This window comes from Pseudomonas sp. AB39(2026), assembly GCF_059831485.1.
On record NZ_CP195212.1, the window covers coordinates 121,528 to 139,513 of the forward strand.

Genomic DNA, 17,986 nt, shown 5'->3' on the forward strand with positions numbered 1-17,986 from the left:
CCTGCATACCTGATTAGGCCGACCTGGTGATGTCTCATACGTTCTTATCTGGCGGCGGCGATATGGCTGCCCTGATCGAAGCCAAGGACTGGGCGGCTACCCCATTGGGGCCGATCGATCAATGGCCACAAAGCCTGCGTACGGCCGTCAGCCTGTGCCTGGCCGCCGATGCCCCCATCAGCATCACCTGGGGAGACGAGAATACTCAGCTTTACAACGACCGCTACCGCGCACTGTGTGGCGAGCGACACCCCCAGGCGCTCGGCGAGGCGTATCACGTCACTTGGGCCAGTGCCTGGGAGGCCACCCGTGATCTCTTTGCCAGGGCCAAGGCCGGGCAGGCTGTACACTTGGAACCGCAACACATAGGTGTTGAGCGCGCCGCGCACGGGGGAGGCGCCTCCTTTACCGTGTCCACCTCACCCATCCGCGACGAAAGCGGGGGCGTTGGCGGGTTGTTTCACCTGGTGACAGACACCACTGCTACCGCGCTCGCCGGTGCCGCTCAGCACGAGTGGCTGGCCACGCTGCGGGACAGCGAAACACGGTTGCGCCTGGCTGTAGAGGCCGGCCAGATAGGCGAGTGGGAACTGGACGTGCTCACCAACACCTCGGTGCGTGCCCTGCGGCACGATCAGATTTTCGGCCACCCTGAGCCTGTGGCGGAGTGGGGGTTCCCCACCTTCCTGAGCCATGTACTGCCCGAAGACCGCGATGCGGTGGAATCAGCTTACCGACAGGCGGCTGAACACGGCACGGGCTGGAACTTCGAATGCCGCATTCAGCGCGCGGACGACCATGCTGTGCGCTGGATACGCGCCCATAGCACCTCTCAGGTGAATGCCATGGGCCAAGTGGTGAAAATGTTCGGGCTGGTGCAGGACATCACGGATCAGAAACTGCTCGAAATTGGCATGGCCGAACTGAACAGTACGCTGGAGCAGCGTATTTGCGAGGCGGTGGAGGAACGCGCCAAGGCTGAAGACCAGCTTCGCCAGGCCCAGAAACTGGAGGCCCTGGGCCAGCTCACGGGCGGCGTCGCCCATGACTTCAACAACCTGTTGACCGTGGTGCGCTCTTCGGTGGACCTGCTCAAACGCCCGAACCTGCCTGAGGAGCGCCGCAGCCGTTACATGTCCGCCATCTCCGACGCGGTGAACCGCGCCACCCGCATTACTTCCCAACTGTTGGCCTTTTCCCGACGGCAAAGCTTGAAGCCCGAAACGTTCGATGTCTCGCAAAGCGTGCGCAACCTTGTAGAAATGATCGAAACCCTCACAGGGTCGGGCATCGAGACCACGCTCGCTCTCAGCGTGCCGGCCTGTTTCGCCCATGCCGACACGGCTCAGTTCGATGCGGCACTGATCAACCTGGCCGTTAATGCCCGTGACGCCATGAATGGCAAAGGTCAGCTGAGGCTTTCGGTGCAGGTGGTGGCGGATATACCAGAAGTGGGCGGCCAACCGGCCGTGGCAGGCCCCTTCGTGGCCATTTCCATGAAAGACACCGGCAGCGGCATTGCTCCCGACCATGTGGACCGTATTTTCGAGCCGTTTTTCACCACCAAAAGCGTTGGGCACGGCACCGGCCTGGGCTTGAGCCAAGTGTTCGGCTTTGCCAAGCAGTCTGGGGGTGATGTACGGGTGTTCACCACGCCGGGGGCGGGCGCCGAGTTCGTGCTCTACCTTCCCCGGACCCTGGCATGCCTTACCAGTGACCAAGGCCCAGTGAATGATCACCCCGCCAGCCCCAGCCGTCCCTTGCGAGTGCTGGTGGTCGAGGACAACGCGGACGTAGGCACCTTTGCAACCCAGGCACTGTTGGAACTGGGCTACAAGACCACATGGGCCGGCCATGCCGAACAGGCCCTGACTGAACTGCGTGAGCACCCTGAGGCTTTCGATGTGGTGTTCTCCGATGTGATGATGCCAGGCATGGACGGTATCGCACTGGGCCGGGAGATACGCCGCCTGTACCCTGGGCTGCCTGTGGTACTCACCAGTGGCTATAGCCAGGTGATCGCCCAGGAGGGCACCCACGGTTTCGAGTTGCTGGACAAGCCCTATTCGGTAGAGCAGTTGCTGCAGGTATTGCACGCCGCGGTACAGTGCCCGACAGTGACCTAAGAGTAGGGCTAGCAGCATTTGACAGTTCCAGTCACGACGTTTACGTTAACGTAAACCTTGAGGCGAGTGATGCTGTGAACCAGACCTACACCATTTCCGACCTGGCCCGCGCCCTGGACGTAACCCCGCGTACCATTCGTTTCTACGAAGAGCAGGGCATGCTGGCGCCAGAACGTCGCGGCCAGGAACGCATCTTTTATCCGCGGGACCTGGTGACGCTCAAGTTGATCCTGCGCGGAAAACGCCTTGGTTTCTCCCTGGCCGAATGCAAGGAACTGATCGACCTCTACGACCCGGCAGGCAACCGCAAGCAGCTGGCCCGGTTCCTGGAGAAAATCGAAGAGCGCCGTCACCAGCTCCGGCAGCAGATGCTGGATATCGAGCAGATGAACCTGGAACTGGATACCGCCGAAGACCGCTGCCGCGCGGCCCTTGAACAGGTGGCCGACCTTTCCTGACGCTTCCTCACGCTCACGCAACAGCCGCTCATACAACAGACGCTCATACAACAATGACAAGAGTGCCCAGTGATGACCCCGACCCTCGGCTTGAATTTTTTTCTTGGTGAAGACATCGACATGCTCCGCGATTCGGTCGCGGGGTTTGTGGCCAAGGAGGTTGCACCCCTGGCTCAGGAGGCCGACCGCACCGACCAGTTCCCCATGCCCCTATGGCGCAGGTTCGGCGACATGGGCTTGTTGGGGCTCACCGTGCCAGAAGCCTATGGCGGTGCCGGCATGGGCTACCTGGCCCACATGGTGGCCATGGAAGAAGTCTCCCGTGGCGCAGGGGGCATTGGCCTGTCTTATGGCGCGCATTCCAACTTGTGCGTGAACCAGATCAACCGCAACGGCACCCACGAACAGAAGCAGCGCTTTCTGCCGCGGCTGATCTCCGGTGAACACATAGGCGCCCTGGCCATGAGCGAGCCCAACGCAGGGTCGGATGTGGTATCCATGCGCCTGAAGGCCGAGCGGGTAGGGGACGGCTATCGCCTCAACGGCACCAAGATGTGGATCACCAACGGCCCGGACTGCAACGTGTTGGTGGTCTATGCCAAGACAGACCCAGGGGCCGGGGCCAAAGGCATCACGGCGTTCATTCTCGAGACCGACACCCCTGGTTTCTCCGTGGCGCAGAAGCTGGACAAGCTGGGCATGCGCGGCTCGCACACCGGCGAACTGGTATTCGATAACGTGCTGGTGCCTTTGGAAAATGTGTTGGGTGAGGTCAACCAGGGCACGAAGGTGCTCATGAGCGGCCTCGACTACGAACGCGCCGTGCTGTCAGGCGGGCCTCTGGGCCTGATGCAAGCTGCCATGGACGCTGTGGTGCCCTACCTCCATGACCGCAAGCAGTTTGGGCAAAGCATCGGCGAGTTCCAGCTGATTCAGGGCAAGGTGGCGGACATGTACACCACCCAGCAAGCCTGCCGAGCCTACCTCTATGCCGTGGGCCGGCAACTGGACGCGCTGGGCGAAGGCCATGCGCGCCAAGTGCGCAAGGATTGCGCCGGGGTGATTCTCTACGCAGCGGAAAAGGCCACTTGGCTGGCCGGGGAGGCCATCCAGATCCTGGGGGGCAATGGCTACATCAATGAGTTCTCCGTAGGGCGGATCTGGCGTGACGCCAAGCTCTACGAGATCGGTGCGGGCACCAGCGAGATCCGGCGCATGTTGATCGGCCGTGAACTGTTTAACGAAACCCGTTAAGCCCTGGCAAAGGAGTGACAGATGACGATCTTGAACACGGGCCTTGATGTTCGGTCCCCGGCCTACTTGGCCAACCGTGACGCCTTGCTGGCCCAGGTGAACCATGTGTACGAATTGCTGGCGCAGGTGCGGCAGGGTGGTGGGGCAGCGGCCCAGGCTCGCCATACCGGCAAGGGCAAGTTATTGCCCCGCGAGCGCATCAACCTGTTGCTGGACCCCGGTTCTCCCTTCTTGGAAATCGCACCGCTGGCGGCCCATGAGGTGTATGACGAGCAGGTGCCGGCGGCTGGGCTGGTTACCGGCATTGGCCGTGTGGAAGGCATCGAATGCATGGTGATCGCCAACGATGCCACGGTCAAAGGCGGCAGTTATTACCCGCTGACAGTAAAAAAGCACCTGCGCGCCCAGGCTATCGCACGGCAGAACCGTTTGCCCTGTCTTTACCTGGTGGATTCGGGCGGGGCCAACCTGCCACGTCAGGATGAGGTGTTCCCGGACCGCGAACACTTTGGCCGCATTTTCTTCAACCAGGCCACCCTCAGCGCCGAGGGCATTGCACAGATCGCCGTGGTGATGGGCTCCTGCACGGCGGGCGGTGCCTATGTACCGGCCATGAGCGACGAAACCATCATGGTGCGCGAGCAGGCCACGATCTTCCTCGCGGGCCCACCCTTGGTGAAGGCCGCGACCGGGGAGGTAGTGACCGCTGAAGACCTGGGGGGCGCCGATGTACACTGCCGCACTTCTGGCGTGGCGGACCACTATGCCGAAAACGATACCCATGCCCTGGCCATTGCCCGCCGCTGTGTCGCCAACCTGAACCTGCAACCGGCTGCCAGCCTGCAACCCGCTGCGCCTATAACCCCACGTTACCCCGCAGACGAACTGTATGGCGTCGTCCCGGCAGACCCGCGCCAACCCCTGGCGGTGCGTGAAGTGATCGCTCGGGTGGTGGATGATTCACGCCTGGATGAATTCAAGGCGTTGTTCGGCACTACGCTGGTGTGCGGGTTTGCCCGCATCGGTGGCTACCCGGTCGCGGTACTGGCCAACGAGGGCATTCTCTTTGCGGAGGCCGCCCAAAAAGGCGCGCACTTCATCGAGCTGGCATGCCAGCGCAAGATCCCGTTGCTGTTCCTGCAGAACATCACCGGCTTCATGGTGGGGCAGAAATACGAAGCCGGTGGCATCGCCAAGCACGGCGCCAAGCTGGTCACCGCCGTGGCCTGTGCCCAGGTGCCCAAGTTCACCGTGATCATAGGCGGCAGTTTTGGCGCGGGTAACTACGGCATGTGCGGCCGTGCCTACGATCCGAATTTTCTGTGGATGTGGCCCAACGCGAAAATCGGTGTGATGGGCGCCGCCCAGGCGGCTGACGTGCTTGCACAGGTCAAGCAGGAGCAGGCTGCACGCAGCGGTCAGGCCTTTACTGAACACGATATCGAGGCCGTGAGGCGGCCGCTGGTGGACCAGTACGAGCACCAGGCAACCGCCCTGTACTCCACCGCCCGGTTATGGGACGACGGCATCATCGACCCGGCACAGACCCGGGACGTGCTGAGCCTGGCGCTGGCCGTTGCAGCCAATGCTCCTATCGCCGACACCCGTTTTGGTGTGTTCCGCATGTAACCCGCGCCGCTTGCCAAGAGGCTTTGCCATGACACGCTTTTCTACCCTTGAACTGCTCACTGATGACGGCGGCGCAGCTACCCTGTGGCTCAACCGGCCGGCGGTCAATAACGCCTTCAACGCCCAGATGATCGAAGAACTGCATGACGCGTTGGCGCAAGTGGAAATTGATAGCCAGGTGCGCCTGCTGGTGCTGCGCGGCCGTGGCCGCCACTTCAGTGCAGGCGCCGACCTGCAATGGATGCAGGCCAGCGCTCAATTGGGCCTGGAGGCCAACCTGGCTGAAGCCCGGCGGCTTAGTGACCTGATGCATAGGCTGTACACCTTGCCGTGTCCTACCCTGGCGGTGGTGCAAGGTGCAGCGTTTGCAGGGGCCCTTGGGCTGTTGAGCTGCTGCGACATGGCCATTGCCGCAGAGGATGCACGCTTTTGCCTGTCCGAAGTGCGCCTGGGCCTGGCACCGGCTGTCATCAGCCCCTATGTGGCCCAAGCATTGGGCAGCCGAGCCACGCGACGCTATACCCTGACGGGTGACCTGTTCACGGCAACCGAGGGGTTGGCCCTGGGTTTGTTGGCGGAAGTCTGCGTGCCCGCAGCATTGGATGACTACGCAGCACGCTGGGTACGCAACCTGCTGCGCAACGGGCCGCAGGCCATGCGGGCCAGCAAGGCGTTACTGCTGGAAGTGGGCGAAGGCGGCCTCAGCGAACCGCTGCGTCGGCGCACTGAACAGGTGATTGCCCAGCTGCGTGCCAGCCCTGAAGGCCAGGAGGGCATTTGCGCCTTTCTGGGGAAACGCGCGCCCGCCTGGCAGCCCGCCTGGCAGGAGATGCAGCCATGAGCACGTTTGACACCGTATTGATCGCCAACCGTGGCGAAATCGCCTGTCGCATCCTACGCACGGCCAAGGCCATGGGCTTTCGGTGCGTGGCGGTGTACAGCGACGTGGACCGCCACGCGCGCCATGTGCGCGAAGCCGATCAAGCGATCGCCCTAGGCGGCGAAACACCGGGGGAGAGTTACCTGGCCATGGACAAGGTCCTGGCTGCCGTAGAGGCCAGCGGTGCCCAGGCCGTGCACCCTGGGTACGGCTTTCTGTCCGAGAACCCCGCCTTTGCACGGGCCCTTGAAGCCCGAGGGGTGACGTTCATTGGCCCGCCTGCCAGTGCCATCGAAGCCATGGGCAGCAAAGCGGCGGCCAAGGCCTTGATGGCTGCGGCTGGGGTACCGCTGGTACCGGGCTACCATGGTGAAGACCAGGCCGATGAGTGCTTCCGCACTGCTGCGCGGGAGATAGGCTACCCCGTGCTGCTCAAGCCCAGCGCTGGGGGTGGGGGCAAAGGCATGAAGGTGGTGGAAGACGACGCTGCGCTGGCCGAAGGGTTGGCGTCCGCGCGGCGCGAAGCCCTGTCGGCGTTTGGCGATGCGCGGTTATTGGTGGAAAAATACGTGCTAGCGCCCCGCCATGTGGAAATCCAGGTGTTTGCTGATCAGCAGGGCAACGGGCTCTACCTGCATGAGCGCGACTGTTCCATCCAGCGGCGGCACCAGAAAGTGATCGAAGAGGCGCCTGCGCCCGGCTTGCCTATGGCACTGCGACAGGCCATGGGTGAGGCGGCGGTACGAGCAGCCAACGCCATCGGTTACACCGGTGCCGGGACGGTGGAGTTTCTGCTCGATGCCCGGGGCACGTTCTATTTCATGGAAATGAACACCCGGCTTCAGGTGGAACACCCGGTCACAGAAGCCATCACCGGCCTTGACCTCGTGGCCTGGCAACTGCGAGTAGCCAGCGGTGAGCCCCTGCCCATCGGCCAGGCTGACGTGCCCTTGCACGGCCATGCCATCGAAGCACGGTTGTATGCTGAAGACACAGACCAGGATTTTCTTCCCGCCAGCGGCCGGTTGGCCGTGTACCAGGAACCACCGCCCGGCGAGGGGCGCCGGGTGGACAGTGGCGTACAGGAGGGGGATGAGGTCTCACCGTTCTACGACCCCATGCTGGCTAAGCTGATTGCCTGGGGGGAGAATCGCGAAGAGGCCCGGCGGCGCCTGCTGGCCATGCTTGAACAGACCACGGTAGAGGGCGTGAAGACCAACCGCAGGTTTGTGCAGCGTGTGCTGGCCCATGACGACTTTGCCCAGGCTCGGTTGGACACGGGGTTCATTGCGCGGCACCAGGCACAGCTGTGTCCCCCAGCCCCGGCGCTGACTGAGGTGTTCTGGCAACAGGCCGCACAGCTTTACCTAGCGACCTTTGAACCACCTACCAACGGCTCGCCCTGGGCCCGGCGTGAGGGTTGGCGTAGTGCCGGGCCAGCCGAAGTAGTGCTGCACCTGCGGTGTGGCGAGCAACAGCAACGGGTGGTGCTCTTGCCGGATACACCCGTACAGGCCACAGGCGTACGCCGGGGCGATGTGCTGTACCTGCAGTGGCAGGGCAGGCACTACGAGGTGCAGGCGGTGGACCCGCTGGCCCTGGTAGGGCGGCACCATGCCGCGTCAGGCAGCCTGGCGGCGCCCATGAATGGCCGCGTGGTCAGCGTGCTGGTTGACGTAGGCCAGGTTGTGGAGGCAGGCGCCCCGCTGGTGGTGCTTGAGGCCATGAAAATGGAACACACGGTGAAAGCTCCGGCAGCGGGTACGGTAAGCACCGTGCTGTGCGCCCAGGGGGACAAGGTGAGCGAAGGCACTGTGCTCGTCGCCGTGGAGGACACCGCCCATGCGCCTGCCTGACGCCGTACGAATTGTGGAAGTGGGACCACGGGACGGCCTGCAAAACGAAGCCGGCCACGTGTCGACCCAGGCGAAGGTGGAGCTGATCGATGGCCTGGCGAACGCTGGGCTGGCGTATATCGAAGCCGGTAGTTTCGTGGCCCCGGCCTGGGTACCACAGATGGCGGACACCGCTGCGGTGTGGGCAGCCATGCGCCAGGCGCCCGGCGTGACCTATGGGGCCCTGGTCCCCAACCTGCGCGGGCTCGAAAACGCCCTGGCGTGTGGTGTGCGCGAGGTGGCCGTCTTTGCCTCGGCGTCCGAAGGGTTTTCCCAGCACAACATCAACTGTTCCATTGCCCAAAGCCTGGCCCGTTTCGAGCCTGTGCTGGCGCGGGCGTTGAGTGAAGGGGTCAGGGTGCGGGGCTATGTCTCCTGTGTGATGGGCTGCCCTTACGACGGCAAGGTCACACCGGAGCAGGTACGCCCTGTGGCCTTGGCGTTGTTGGAAATGGGGTGCTATGAGGTCTCCCTGGGCGACACCCTCGGAGTTGGCACGGCCACCCAGACCCGGCGGTTGATCGACGTAGTGGGCCAGGCTGTACCACGCGCGCAACTGGCCGGGCACTATCACAATACCTATGGCCAGGCCTTGGCCAATGTCTACGCCAGTTTGCTGGAAGGCATCAGCGTATTCGACAGCGCCTTGGGTGGCCTTGGGGGCTGCCCCTATGCCAAGGGCGCCAGCGGCAACCTCGCTACTGAGGACCTGGTGTACCTGTTGCAGGGGCTGGGGATTGAAACGGGTGTGGCCTTAGACACCTTGATAACCCTGAGCTGGACCTTTAACCGCGTGCTGGGCCGCGTCCCGGACGCCAAGGTAAGCCTGGCACGGCCAGCATCGGGTGTAGGGCCCTAGGGCAAAGGCCGCTTAGCCGGTGCTGCGGCCCAGTTGATCGGCAATGGCGGCTTTATCGATGACCGACCACACGCGCCGGATCTTGCCTCGTTCGTAGGCGTAGAACACGTTCTCGGTGAATTGCACGCGTTGGCCGTTGACGGGCAGGCCAAACAGCTCGCCTTTAGGGGTGCAGTCAAAATGCAGCCGACAAGCGATGTTGGGCGGCTCAGTAACCAGAAACACCCGGCGAAATGCTAGGTCGGGAATGGCCTCGAAATCCCGCTCCAGCATGGCGCGGTAACCTACCAGGCCTATGGGCGTACCGTTGTATTCCACATTTTCCGCTACCAACTCTGCCAAGCCAGCCAGGTTGCGCGTGTTCAGGCAATTCAGGTACGCATCGTAAAGGGTTGGCAGTTCGTGCAAAGGCATCGCGATTCCCGGTCAGTATCGAACATCCACATGAATGGCCTGCCCATCGGCCTGCCGCTCTACGTAACAGACTACACGCTTGCCAATGCGTTGGAAGGTCAGGTCCACGCTGGCTTGCCCAAAGCCCAGGTGGCGCACGTCCAACCGGGCAATGCCAAACGGCAGCTGGGGGCGGGTGATGGTGATCTTGTTGCGTTGCGCGTCGATGGCGATCCCCAGGCACGCCTGGAGCAACATGAAGACCGAACCGGCTGCCCAGGCTTGGGGCAGGCAGGCGACCGGGTAGGCAATGGGCGTTTCGCCGGGCGCCCGCTCAAAACCACAGAACAGCTCTGGCAGGCGCATGTCGAAATGGCTCGCCGCTTCGAATACGCCCCCCAGCAGCCTGACCACACCGTCGTGTTGGCCATACCGGCCAATACCCAAGGCACAGAGCGCCACATCGTGGGGCCATACCGAGCCATTGTGGTACGACATGGGGTTGTAGCGCACGGCTTCCCGCGCCAGGGTGCGCACGCCCCAGCCATTGTGAAACGCACTGCCTAGAAGCTGTTTGGCCACAATACGCCCACGTTCTGGAGACGGCAGGCCGCTGGCCAGAAGGTGGCCTGCATTGGAACCACGTACCTTGCAGGGGCGCTGTGCCCCGTCCAGTGCAACGGCATAAAACTGTTGGTCATCCAGCCAGAAATGACGCTCCACCGCCTGCTGCATGCGCTGCGCCTGCTGTGCCCAATGCAGGGCAAGGGCGGGATCCCCGCGGCCTTCAGCCATATAGGCCAGGCTGTGATAAGCCTCGTAGGCATACCCTTGCACCTCCACCAAGGCAATGGGGCCCTCCGGGTTATCGCCGTTCTGATGGAAGATGGAATCATGGCTGTCCTTCCAGCCCTGGTTGGCCAGCCCTGTGGCTTCGCCTCGGGCATAGCTGATAAAGCCCTTAGGGTTACGTTGAGCATTCTGGGCCAGCCAGCCAGCAGCAGCTTCCAGGTGGGGCCACAGCGAATCGATAAAAGCCCAGTCGTCTACCCGGCGCACGTAGGCACCGGCCAGGGCGATAAACAACGGCGTGGTGTCGACCCCTCCGTAGTAGCGCCCAAAGGGCAGCTCATTGAGCCGGGACATCTCACCCTGCCGTGTCTCGTGCATGATCTTGCCCGGTTCGGCATCACGGAACGCCGAGGTTTCCTGCGCCTGATGGGCCGCCAGGTAACGCAGTACACCCCGCGCCAACCCAGGGTCTAGCCACAGTAATTGGCGCGCGGTGATGATGGCGTCCCGGCCAAAAGGTGTGGAGTACCAAGGAATACCAGCATACGGGTAAGGCCCGGTGGGAAACTCGGCAGTCAGCAAGGCAACGTCTGCACGGGACTTGTCTATCCAGTGCTGGAACAGCCGGCCTGAAGCTACCAACCGGGCACCTTGGCGCTGTTTCCTGCGCATGGCCATCCGCGCACGTGCGGCACAGGCGCGAAAGTACCCGCGGCCTGGTGCCTGGCTGCCTGGCCCTACAAGTACATACAGTTCGCTGTTGGCATGGGGAGGTAACGCTACCCTGAATTCGGCCACCGTATCGCTGAGCGTTTCGGGCGTATGGGAAAACCGGATCACGCTGTTTCGCACATAAGCGTCTAGGCCTGTATACCGCATGGCGACGCGGTCACTGCCCACTACCGCAGGTTCCAGGGTGCCACGGTGTGCCCGTGGCGCACCTCGCACCTCGAACATGTCACGAAAGTCGCCAGCGAAGTGCAGGGCCAGAGCAAGGTCGGCAGGCGCATCGCTGTAATTGGTGATCACGATGCATTCGTGCATGCTGCCGTCCCACAGAAAGCGCCGTCGCTCGATGTGCAGTACCCCTTGAGGGGCTGAGGTTTCCCCGATGACCGGCAAGGGGTGGTTGGTGAAATGTGAAGTGGAGTACACGTTGTCCTGGCTCACCGACGCCGACAACAGGCAGGGTTGCTGGCCAGCGACGCTCAGGCGGTAATCGGAGAGCACCCGGGTGTCCTGATAAAACAGGCCATCGGCGCTTCCGGTGATGTCACCGAAGGCATTGGTGACCAAAAACATGTCGCCTTCCACCAAGACATAGTCTTTCTGGCTGCTTGTACTGTTCATGGCGATCTACCTGTATCACGCATCAAAGCGCGGTAAGCCCAAGGCTGGTCAGCGAGTGTTCGGAAGGTGCGGGCATCAGGGCATGGGGCATGCCGTCTACCAAGTGGCCTGTCAGCCGCTCGGTACATAGCCTTGCATATAAGGCGGCGTATTGTCGGGCCATGGTCTGAGACGAAAAGCGTTGTTCAAATGCGGCTCGGACAGCCTTGCGGTCCAGCGCCCCCACCGCTTGGATCGCCTGTATCGCCTGGTCTATGGACTCCACGATATAACCGGTGCGGCCGTGTTCGACCACTTCGGGCACTGCCCCGTGGTTCCAGGCAATCACGGGGGTACCGCAGGCCATAGCCTCGATCATGACCAGCCCGAAGGGCTCTGGCCAGTCGATGGGAAACAGCAATGCACGCGCATTGCCCAGGAAGGCACTTTTTTCGTGGTCGCTGATTTCGCCTAGAAACTCGATCAGCGGATGCGCCAGCAGAGGCTGTATCACCTGATGGAAGTAGGCACGGTCAGCACTATCGACCTTGGCGGCTATCTTGAGGGGGATGCCTGTGGCGATGGCAAGTCGAATGGCGCGCTCAGGCCCTTTTTCCTCGGAAATGCGCCCCAGGAACGCCAAGTAGCCTTCGGGCTGCGCGCTGAAGGGGTAATGGGTATCCGCTAGCCCATGGTGGATCATGCCATACCAGTTGGCAGTGGGCAGTGGGCGGCGCTGGTCGTGAGAAATGGACACCAGTGGGTAAGCCTGCCACAGATGATAAGCCAGCGGCAGGTCGATAATGTCCAAGCGCCCGTGCAGGGTGGTCAGGGTTTTGGACGCTTGTGTTTCAAAGAAAGGGAAATGCAACAGGTCGATGTGGAAATGCAAGATGTCGAAGTTATCGGCCTGTTCTCGAACTCGGTGCAGCATGCTTAGGTGGCTGGCGTGGTCTGATTTAAGCGGGGCGCTGTCCAGGCGCAGAGCCTGAGCGCGGCAATCCACCTCCGTGGCACGTGTCTGTGCTCCCGCCGCTGAGAACAGTGTGACTTCATGGCCCAGTTCGACCAGGGCATCCGTGAGGTGGGCAACCACGCGTTCGGTACCGCCATACAACTGCGGAGGTACTGATTCATACAAAGGTGCGATCTGAGCAATCTTCATACCTGTCTCCGACGAGCAAGGGGTGCACGTCGGTGCAAGGCGCTGAAATCCAGGAAACACTGCAGGCAGCGCTGTTTGCAGGTGACGTAAAAAGTGGACTGGCCCCAGGCGCTTATCGTTCAGGTACTTCGGATCAAAGGCGGGCTTCAGCCCTCGGGACCAGGTTCTACCGTTGCGTCACGTCGGGCGCGACGCTGCCGTGAGCTGCCGGGCACAGACGCATCAGGCAGCGCTGTGGAAGGGTACTCGGCCTCCCACACGGCCTCCCCCCACACGGCCTCTTCAGGCAGTGGTTCGGGGGAGGGCTGTGCGCTGGGTGGCGCACGGCGATGTCGAAACTCGCCGAACAACGCCATGCACCCGAAAACGGCCAGCATGATAACGGCCACCATACCACCGCCTACCTTGTAACCGCGGTGGCGCGTGTGGGGGCTGCCCCGTTCCTTGTCATCGGCCGTCGCCTGCCCGGCGAGCGCCAGTATCCCGAGCACGATCAGCCCGCGCCGGGTCATCACTTGTCTGTTCATACGTGAGTGTTCATCAAGGCTTGTTTAGTGCGCCGAGGGTTTGTACGAAAAGGCGGCATGCTACCGCCCCTGAATACACTTGTATGCATCGTCGGACGAATCACCCCATGCGCAAGGCAGCACCGCCGTCACGCGACCTTGGGTTCGCGGGCCAATAGCAACCTGCTACCCTTTGGCGACTTTGCTGCTGATGCCTACCTTCACAAGGACGCCCCGCCCGATGCCTGCCGTAGACGGTCTTGCACGCCCACAGTTGATCCCTGCCGTTATTGCCGTCTGCCTGGCCGTGGGCATGGCGACCCTGGATACCGCCATCATCAATACTGCTTTGCCGACCGTAGCGGCCGGTATCGGCGCCACGTCGGCGTCCGTGATCTGGGTGGTAAACGCCTATCAATTGGCGATGATCGCCACCTTGTTGCCCTTTGCCGCCTTGGGGGAAGTGCTGGGGCCACGGCAAGTCTACCTGGGTGGCCTGCTGGTGTTTGTGCTGGCGTCCCTGTTCTGTGGGTTGGCCTGGAACCTGCCAAGCCTGGCCATAGCACGTGTGGTCCAGGGCTTGGGCGCTGCGGCCTTGATGAGCGTGAACGCGGTACTGCTCAAGCATATCTACCCTGCTGCCCGGCTGGGCCGTGGCATGGGGATCAACTCCTTGGTAGTGGGCCTGGCCTTTACACTCGGCCCAACCTTGGCCTCGGCGATTCTCTCGATCACCAGCTGGCACTGGCTGTTCCTGATCAATGTGCCCCTTGGGTTGATGGCCATGTGGATGGCCAGCCGCAACCTGCCGATGATCACACCGGCGACCCATCCTTATGACCGTGTGGCAGCCGTGCTGTGTTCGGGGTTGTTCGGGTTCTTGGTGCTGGCGCTCAGTTCCGCTGCCCAAGGCACCCACAGCGCCGTGATTGGCACGGAGCTGGTTGTGGCGCTGGTGTGCGGCGTGTGGCTGAGCCGCCGGCAGGCTGGCCACCATGCACCCATGTTGGCTGTGGACCTGTACCGTATTCCCCTGTTCGCCTTGTCTTCACTGACCGCTGTGTGTGCCTTCTGCACCCAAGGGCTGGCCTTTGTGGCACTGCCGTTTCTGCTGCAGGAGCAGCTCGGCCATAGCCAGGTGGCCACGGGGTACCTGATTACCCCCTGGCCTGCAGTGGTCGCGCTGATGGCGCTGGTGGCGGGCCGGCTGTCTGACCGGTTCGCACCTGGGCTGCTAGGGGGGCTGGGCCTACTGGTGTTGGGGATGGGCATGGGGGCATTGGCGCTGTTGTCTCCCGGCGCCAGCGCGCTGGATATCGGCTGGCGCATGGCGCTGTGTGGCGCCGGCTTCGGGTTTTTCCAGTCGCCCAACCTCAAGGCGCTGATGACCAGTGCGCCGGCGTCCCGTAGCAGCGGTGCCAGTGGTGTTGTGGCAACCTCGCGGCTTGTGGGGCAAACCCTGGGTGCGGCGCTGGTGGCGCTGTGTTTCCACCTGTTTACCACAGCGGGCGCGCAGCTGTGCCTATGGCTGGGGTGTGGCTTTGCGCTCGCAGGGGCCTGTGCCAGTGCGGCGCGGTTGTACGCCGCAGGGCCAAGCCCTGCCAGGCGATAATGGCAGGGCCGTAGATGAAAGAATAGTTACACAGGTTTGAATCCCTGCCAGCCACGGTAATCAAAAAAAGGGTCTTATAGTCAACGAGTGCTGTGCGCATGGACCTTCCCGAAGCGGTTGTCGAAGACCTCGAGGCCATGGTTGCCTACCTGATGGCGAACAAACTTTATCTGGCCACGGCCGAGTCCTGCACAGCAGGGCTGATAGCCGCCGCATTAGGGTCGGTACCCGGCGGTGGCAAGGTCATGGAAAGCGGCTACGTGGTGTATTCCCCTACAGCCAAGCAGCGCCTGCTAGGCGTATCACTGGCCACGATCAATCAGTTTGGCCTTACCAGCGAAGAAGTCGCCCGGGAGATGGCCAAAGGCGCATTGGAGGACAGCGAAGCCAATGTCGCAGTGGCTACCACCGGTGTGGCCGGGCCGGACCCTATGGACGACATTGTCCCCGGTACGGTCTGTTTTTCCTGGGCGTTTACCGTCCAGGGGCAGACCAGGCTGTTTTCCTTGACCCATCGGTTCAAAGGCGATCGCCAGCAGGTGATACGCCAGGCGACCTGGCATGCACTGGGTGAACTCAAGCGGTTCCATCAGCAAGTACTGTGCAAGTGACCTTACCTGCGTGCATCAATGACGAACCCCTGCCAAGGGACAGGGGTTCAGGGGTCGTGCGAAGGTTAGCGTTGCGGGCTTACAACGGTTTAGGTGCGCCCAGTTTGCCCAAGTCCGCGCCGGTCATCGGGTCCGCTTCAGGGTTGGAGGCGGTGCGCAGCTTCATGGCTTCTACCACTTCCAGGTCCTGGGAAGGCAGGTCCACAGTAGCCAGGCCATCACCGCCATCCACGGCAGGCGTGGCTTCGCGAATTTCCCATGTGCCTACGGGGTTATCACCTGTGTTCCACGGGCCGGTCATGTCATTACCCTGGGACATGTTGTAGTACACCGAGGCAAATTCAGGCTTGCCGGGCAGTTTGCCCTGCGGGAAGTTTGGCTGAATGGCATGCAGTGCCTTTTCAAACGACATCTGGTGGGCGATTTCGCGGGTCATGAGGAAGCCCAAAGCGTCTTTGATACCCGGATCATCGGTGACATTGATCAAACGCTCATACACGATCTTTGCCCGGGCTTCTGCGGCAATGTTAGAGCGCAGGTCCGAAGTAGGTTCACCGATGGTGTCGATATAGCTGGAGGTCCATGGCACGCCACCGGAATTCACCAACGCAGCACCGCCTCCGTACAACAGGCTGGTGATGTGTGAATCGTTGCCAGCACCGGTCAATGAACGGTACAGCTCGCCTTCTTGCTGCACACCCTCTGCCAGCTGGCCACGACCGCCTTTATTCAGCATCACGATAATCGAGCCGATGATCTCCAAGTGGCTCAGTTCTTCCGTGGCAATGTCGTAAAGCATGTCTTTACGGCCAGCGTCTTCCTCGGTCACTGCTTGAGTGAAATAACGCATAGCTGCGGACAGTTCACCTTGGGCGCCGCCGAACTGTTCAAGCATCAGGTTGGCCAGGCCTGGGTTAGGTGCCGCAACGCGTACGGTATATTGGAGACGCTTGTTATGTACGAACATGCTTTTTTCCTCATTATCACGGAGTTAAAGGGTGTCGAAGTACAGGTGTTACCTGCTTCGCCCTTTTGCACCCACTGCTCATGACAGTGGCTTGTGCTGTGTGAGGCCACGCTATTGAAACTTACTTAAATTCCAATCTTTAGCGTGCCAGTGTTTCCTCATCTTAAACAGTTCTCAGCGTCTAGGATGCTGGTCACAGGAATATAGTGAGGCTGACACGCCGATCGTTCATTTAAATTGGGCGTAATATTTTTTGAACATAACCAAACGCGCTTCAAGTTCGTGTAATGCTTGAATTAAGGACAAAAAAAACCTGTCCGAAGACAGGCTAAAGTAATGTCCAATTATTGGTCCGCTAAACGTTAGCCCTTCTTGGGCGTATGTTCTACAGCCAGTTTGTAAAAGGTAGCGGCACCGCCTTCTGTGGCGTAACCGGTGTTGTCTTGGGTGTACACGCCTGCCTTGAAGTACAGGTCTTCGGAGGCCCAACTGCTGGCGACCTTGGCGCCCCACTGGAACCCGGCTGCATTGACCGTCAATGCACCCGATGGCGTGAGGTGAATGGTGTACGTGAAGCGCTGGTTCATCGGGACCTTCTCGGCCACGGTGATCACTGCAGGCTCCGAGTCTGGGGTGACGCGGAATTTGGCGACAATGTTGCCAAGGCGCTTGGCGTCTTTCCATTGGTACTCAAGCTTGAGCATGGGCTCTGTGCTCTGGAAGCAATGGATCTGCCCAATCACGATCTTGCCGGAGGAGGGCACCTGGTTCACGGCAACTGCTGCCCGCAGCATGTTGTCTGCCGCGCTGTATTTCCAGTTGTACAAGCTGCCATCGGCTTTGGTCTCACGCAGCTCGGTACGTGGGTACTTGGCACTTTTGGTGACCGAACCTGTGACGGGTGCCCAGAAGAACAGGGTGTCGCCCGATTTGAAGAAACCGTCCTTGTAGCCAGTGGCCAATTTAGGGGTGTCGATGGTGATGGCCGGGCTTCCAACAGGAATGCTCAGGTTCCAAGTGTCGAGGTCGATCATGGTGAACTCCAGGTAACTGTATTCGTGGGTGCCGGCAAGCTGTTGCTCACCATCTCGTTGATTGTTGTTTCGGCACCTGTTGAAAAGCCTGAAGCCCCCTGAATTTGGGGGGTTCGCCAGAAAAGCGACTTTATTGGAGGGTTGATGGCTCCTTGATATTATTGCTCGGAATCGAGCTTTTTGACGCCAAGCCAGCAACGGCGCGGTCGCCATGGTTTTATATTGGCGCCATATTATTGGCTATTCACCCCGGCGAACCTGTTTCAAGCCCCAAAACAAAGGCCGGACACCAGACGAACGGTCATTAAATTGAGTAATGAAATCACATCTTTCGGAATGTTATTACCGGAAAACTACGGGAAACTGGCGGTGTGCTATCATTCGGACTGCTCAGGTAAGTTCAGCCCTGATGTAATAAAGCCGACGAACGGTAATCAGGTGTAATCGCTTGTACACCAAGGGTTGCAGTGCTGTGC

15 protein-coding genes are annotated in these 17,986 nt (G+C 61.2%); 9 read left to right on the forward strand and 6 right to left on the reverse strand.

The genetic code is table 11. The features are described 5' to 3' along the window. The first annotated feature begins 62 nt into the window (after positions 1-62). From ACSAMW_RS00455 to ACSAMW_RS00485, 7 genes are all read left to right on the forward strand, one after another. The gene (locus ACSAMW_RS00455; RefSeq protein ID WP_500592162.1) at positions 63-2,126 is read left to right on the forward strand and encodes a response regulator; all 2,064 of its coding nucleotides are present in this window, start codon (positions 63-65) and stop codon (positions 2,124-2,126) included. Between the two features lie 74 nt (positions 2,127-2,200). Next, positions 2,201-2,584 carry a MerR family transcriptional regulator gene (locus ACSAMW_RS00460; protein ID WP_500592163.1) on the forward strand — a complete coding sequence of 128 codons (384 nt, stop codon included), beginning with the start codon at positions 2,201-2,203 and terminating at the stop codon, positions 2,582-2,584. Positions 2,585-2,656: 72 nt separating this feature from the next. Continuing rightward, positions 2,657-3,838, forward strand: a complete 1,182-nt coding sequence (locus ACSAMW_RS00465) for an isovaleryl-CoA dehydrogenase (protein ID WP_500592164.1) — start codon at positions 2,657-2,659, stop codon at positions 3,836-3,838. Between the two features lie 21 nt (positions 3,839-3,859). Continuing rightward, positions 3,860-5,467, forward strand: a complete 1,608-nt coding sequence (locus ACSAMW_RS00470; protein ID WP_500592165.1) for a carboxyl transferase domain-containing protein — start codon at positions 3,860-3,862, stop codon at positions 5,465-5,467. Positions 5,468-5,495: 28 nt separating this feature from the next. Then, entirely contained in the window at positions 5,496-6,308 is an 813-nt protein-coding gene (locus tag ACSAMW_RS00475) for an enoyl-CoA hydratase-related protein (RefSeq protein ID WP_500592166.1), read from the forward strand. Beyond that, entirely contained in the window at positions 6,305-8,203 is a 1,899-nt protein-coding gene (locus ACSAMW_RS00480; RefSeq protein ID WP_500592167.1) for an ATP-binding protein, read from the forward strand. Before ACSAMW_RS00475 ends, ACSAMW_RS00480 begins: the two co-directional genes overlap by 4 nt. Further along, positions 8,190-9,101 (forward strand): hydroxymethylglutaryl-CoA lyase, encoded by a 912-nt coding sequence (locus ACSAMW_RS00485; protein WP_500592168.1) that lies wholly within the window; start codon positions 8,190-8,192, stop codon positions 9,099-9,101. The genes ACSAMW_RS00480 and ACSAMW_RS00485 overlap by 14 nt, the downstream gene beginning before the upstream one ends. A 12-nt stretch (positions 9,102-9,113) precedes the next feature. Here the strand turns inward: ACSAMW_RS00485 and ACSAMW_RS00490 are convergent, their stop codons facing one another. From ACSAMW_RS00490 to ACSAMW_RS00505, 4 genes are all read right to left on the reverse strand, one after another. Further along, entirely contained in the window at positions 9,114-9,515 is a 402-nt protein-coding gene (locus ACSAMW_RS00490) for an ester cyclase (RefSeq protein ID WP_500592169.1), read from the reverse strand. 12 nt (positions 9,516-9,527) lie between these two features. Further along, complete coding sequence (locus ACSAMW_RS00495) at positions 9,528-11,636, reverse strand: amylo-alpha-1,6-glucosidase (RefSeq protein ID WP_500592170.1); 2,109 nt, start codon at positions 11,634-11,636, stop codon at positions 9,528-9,530. 22 nt (positions 11,637-11,658) lie between these two features. After that, positions 11,659-12,780, reverse strand: coding sequence for a glycosyltransferase family 4 protein (locus tag ACSAMW_RS00500; protein WP_500592171.1), 1,122 nt, complete (start codon positions 12,778-12,780; stop codon positions 11,659-11,661). A gap of 146 nt (positions 12,781-12,926) precedes the next feature. Continuing rightward, the gene (locus tag ACSAMW_RS00505; RefSeq protein WP_500592172.1) at positions 12,927-13,307 is read right to left on the reverse strand and encodes a hypothetical protein; all 381 of its coding nucleotides are present in this window, start codon (positions 13,305-13,307) and stop codon (positions 12,927-12,929) included. A gap of 220 nt (positions 13,308-13,527) precedes the next feature. Here ACSAMW_RS00505 and ACSAMW_RS00510 point away from each other — a divergent pair, with 220 nt between their 5' ends. Next, positions 13,528-14,898 (forward strand): MFS transporter, encoded by a 1,371-nt coding sequence (locus ACSAMW_RS00510; RefSeq protein WP_500592173.1) that lies wholly within the window; start codon positions 13,528-13,530, stop codon positions 14,896-14,898. 98 nt (positions 14,899-14,996) lie between these two features. Further along, positions 14,997-15,509 carry a CinA family protein gene (locus ACSAMW_RS00515; protein WP_500592174.1) on the forward strand — a complete coding sequence of 171 codons (513 nt, stop codon included), beginning with the start codon at positions 14,997-14,999 and terminating at the stop codon, positions 15,507-15,509. A gap of 79 nt (positions 15,510-15,588) precedes the next feature. Here ACSAMW_RS00515 and ACSAMW_RS00520 read toward each other — a convergent pair whose 3' ends face one another. Together ACSAMW_RS00520 and ACSAMW_RS00525 are read right to left on the reverse strand one after the other, a co-directional pair. Further along, the gene (locus tag ACSAMW_RS00520) at positions 15,589-16,476 is read right to left on the reverse strand and encodes a manganese catalase family protein (RefSeq protein WP_500592175.1); all 888 of its coding nucleotides are present in this window, start codon (positions 16,474-16,476) and stop codon (positions 15,589-15,591) included. 362 nt (positions 16,477-16,838) lie between these two features. Next, the gene (locus ACSAMW_RS00525; RefSeq protein WP_500592176.1) at positions 16,839-17,510 is read right to left on the reverse strand and encodes a polysaccharide lyase family 7 protein; all 672 of its coding nucleotides are present in this window, start codon (positions 17,508-17,510) and stop codon (positions 16,839-16,841) included. Between the last annotated feature and the right edge of the window lie 476 nt (positions 17,511-17,986).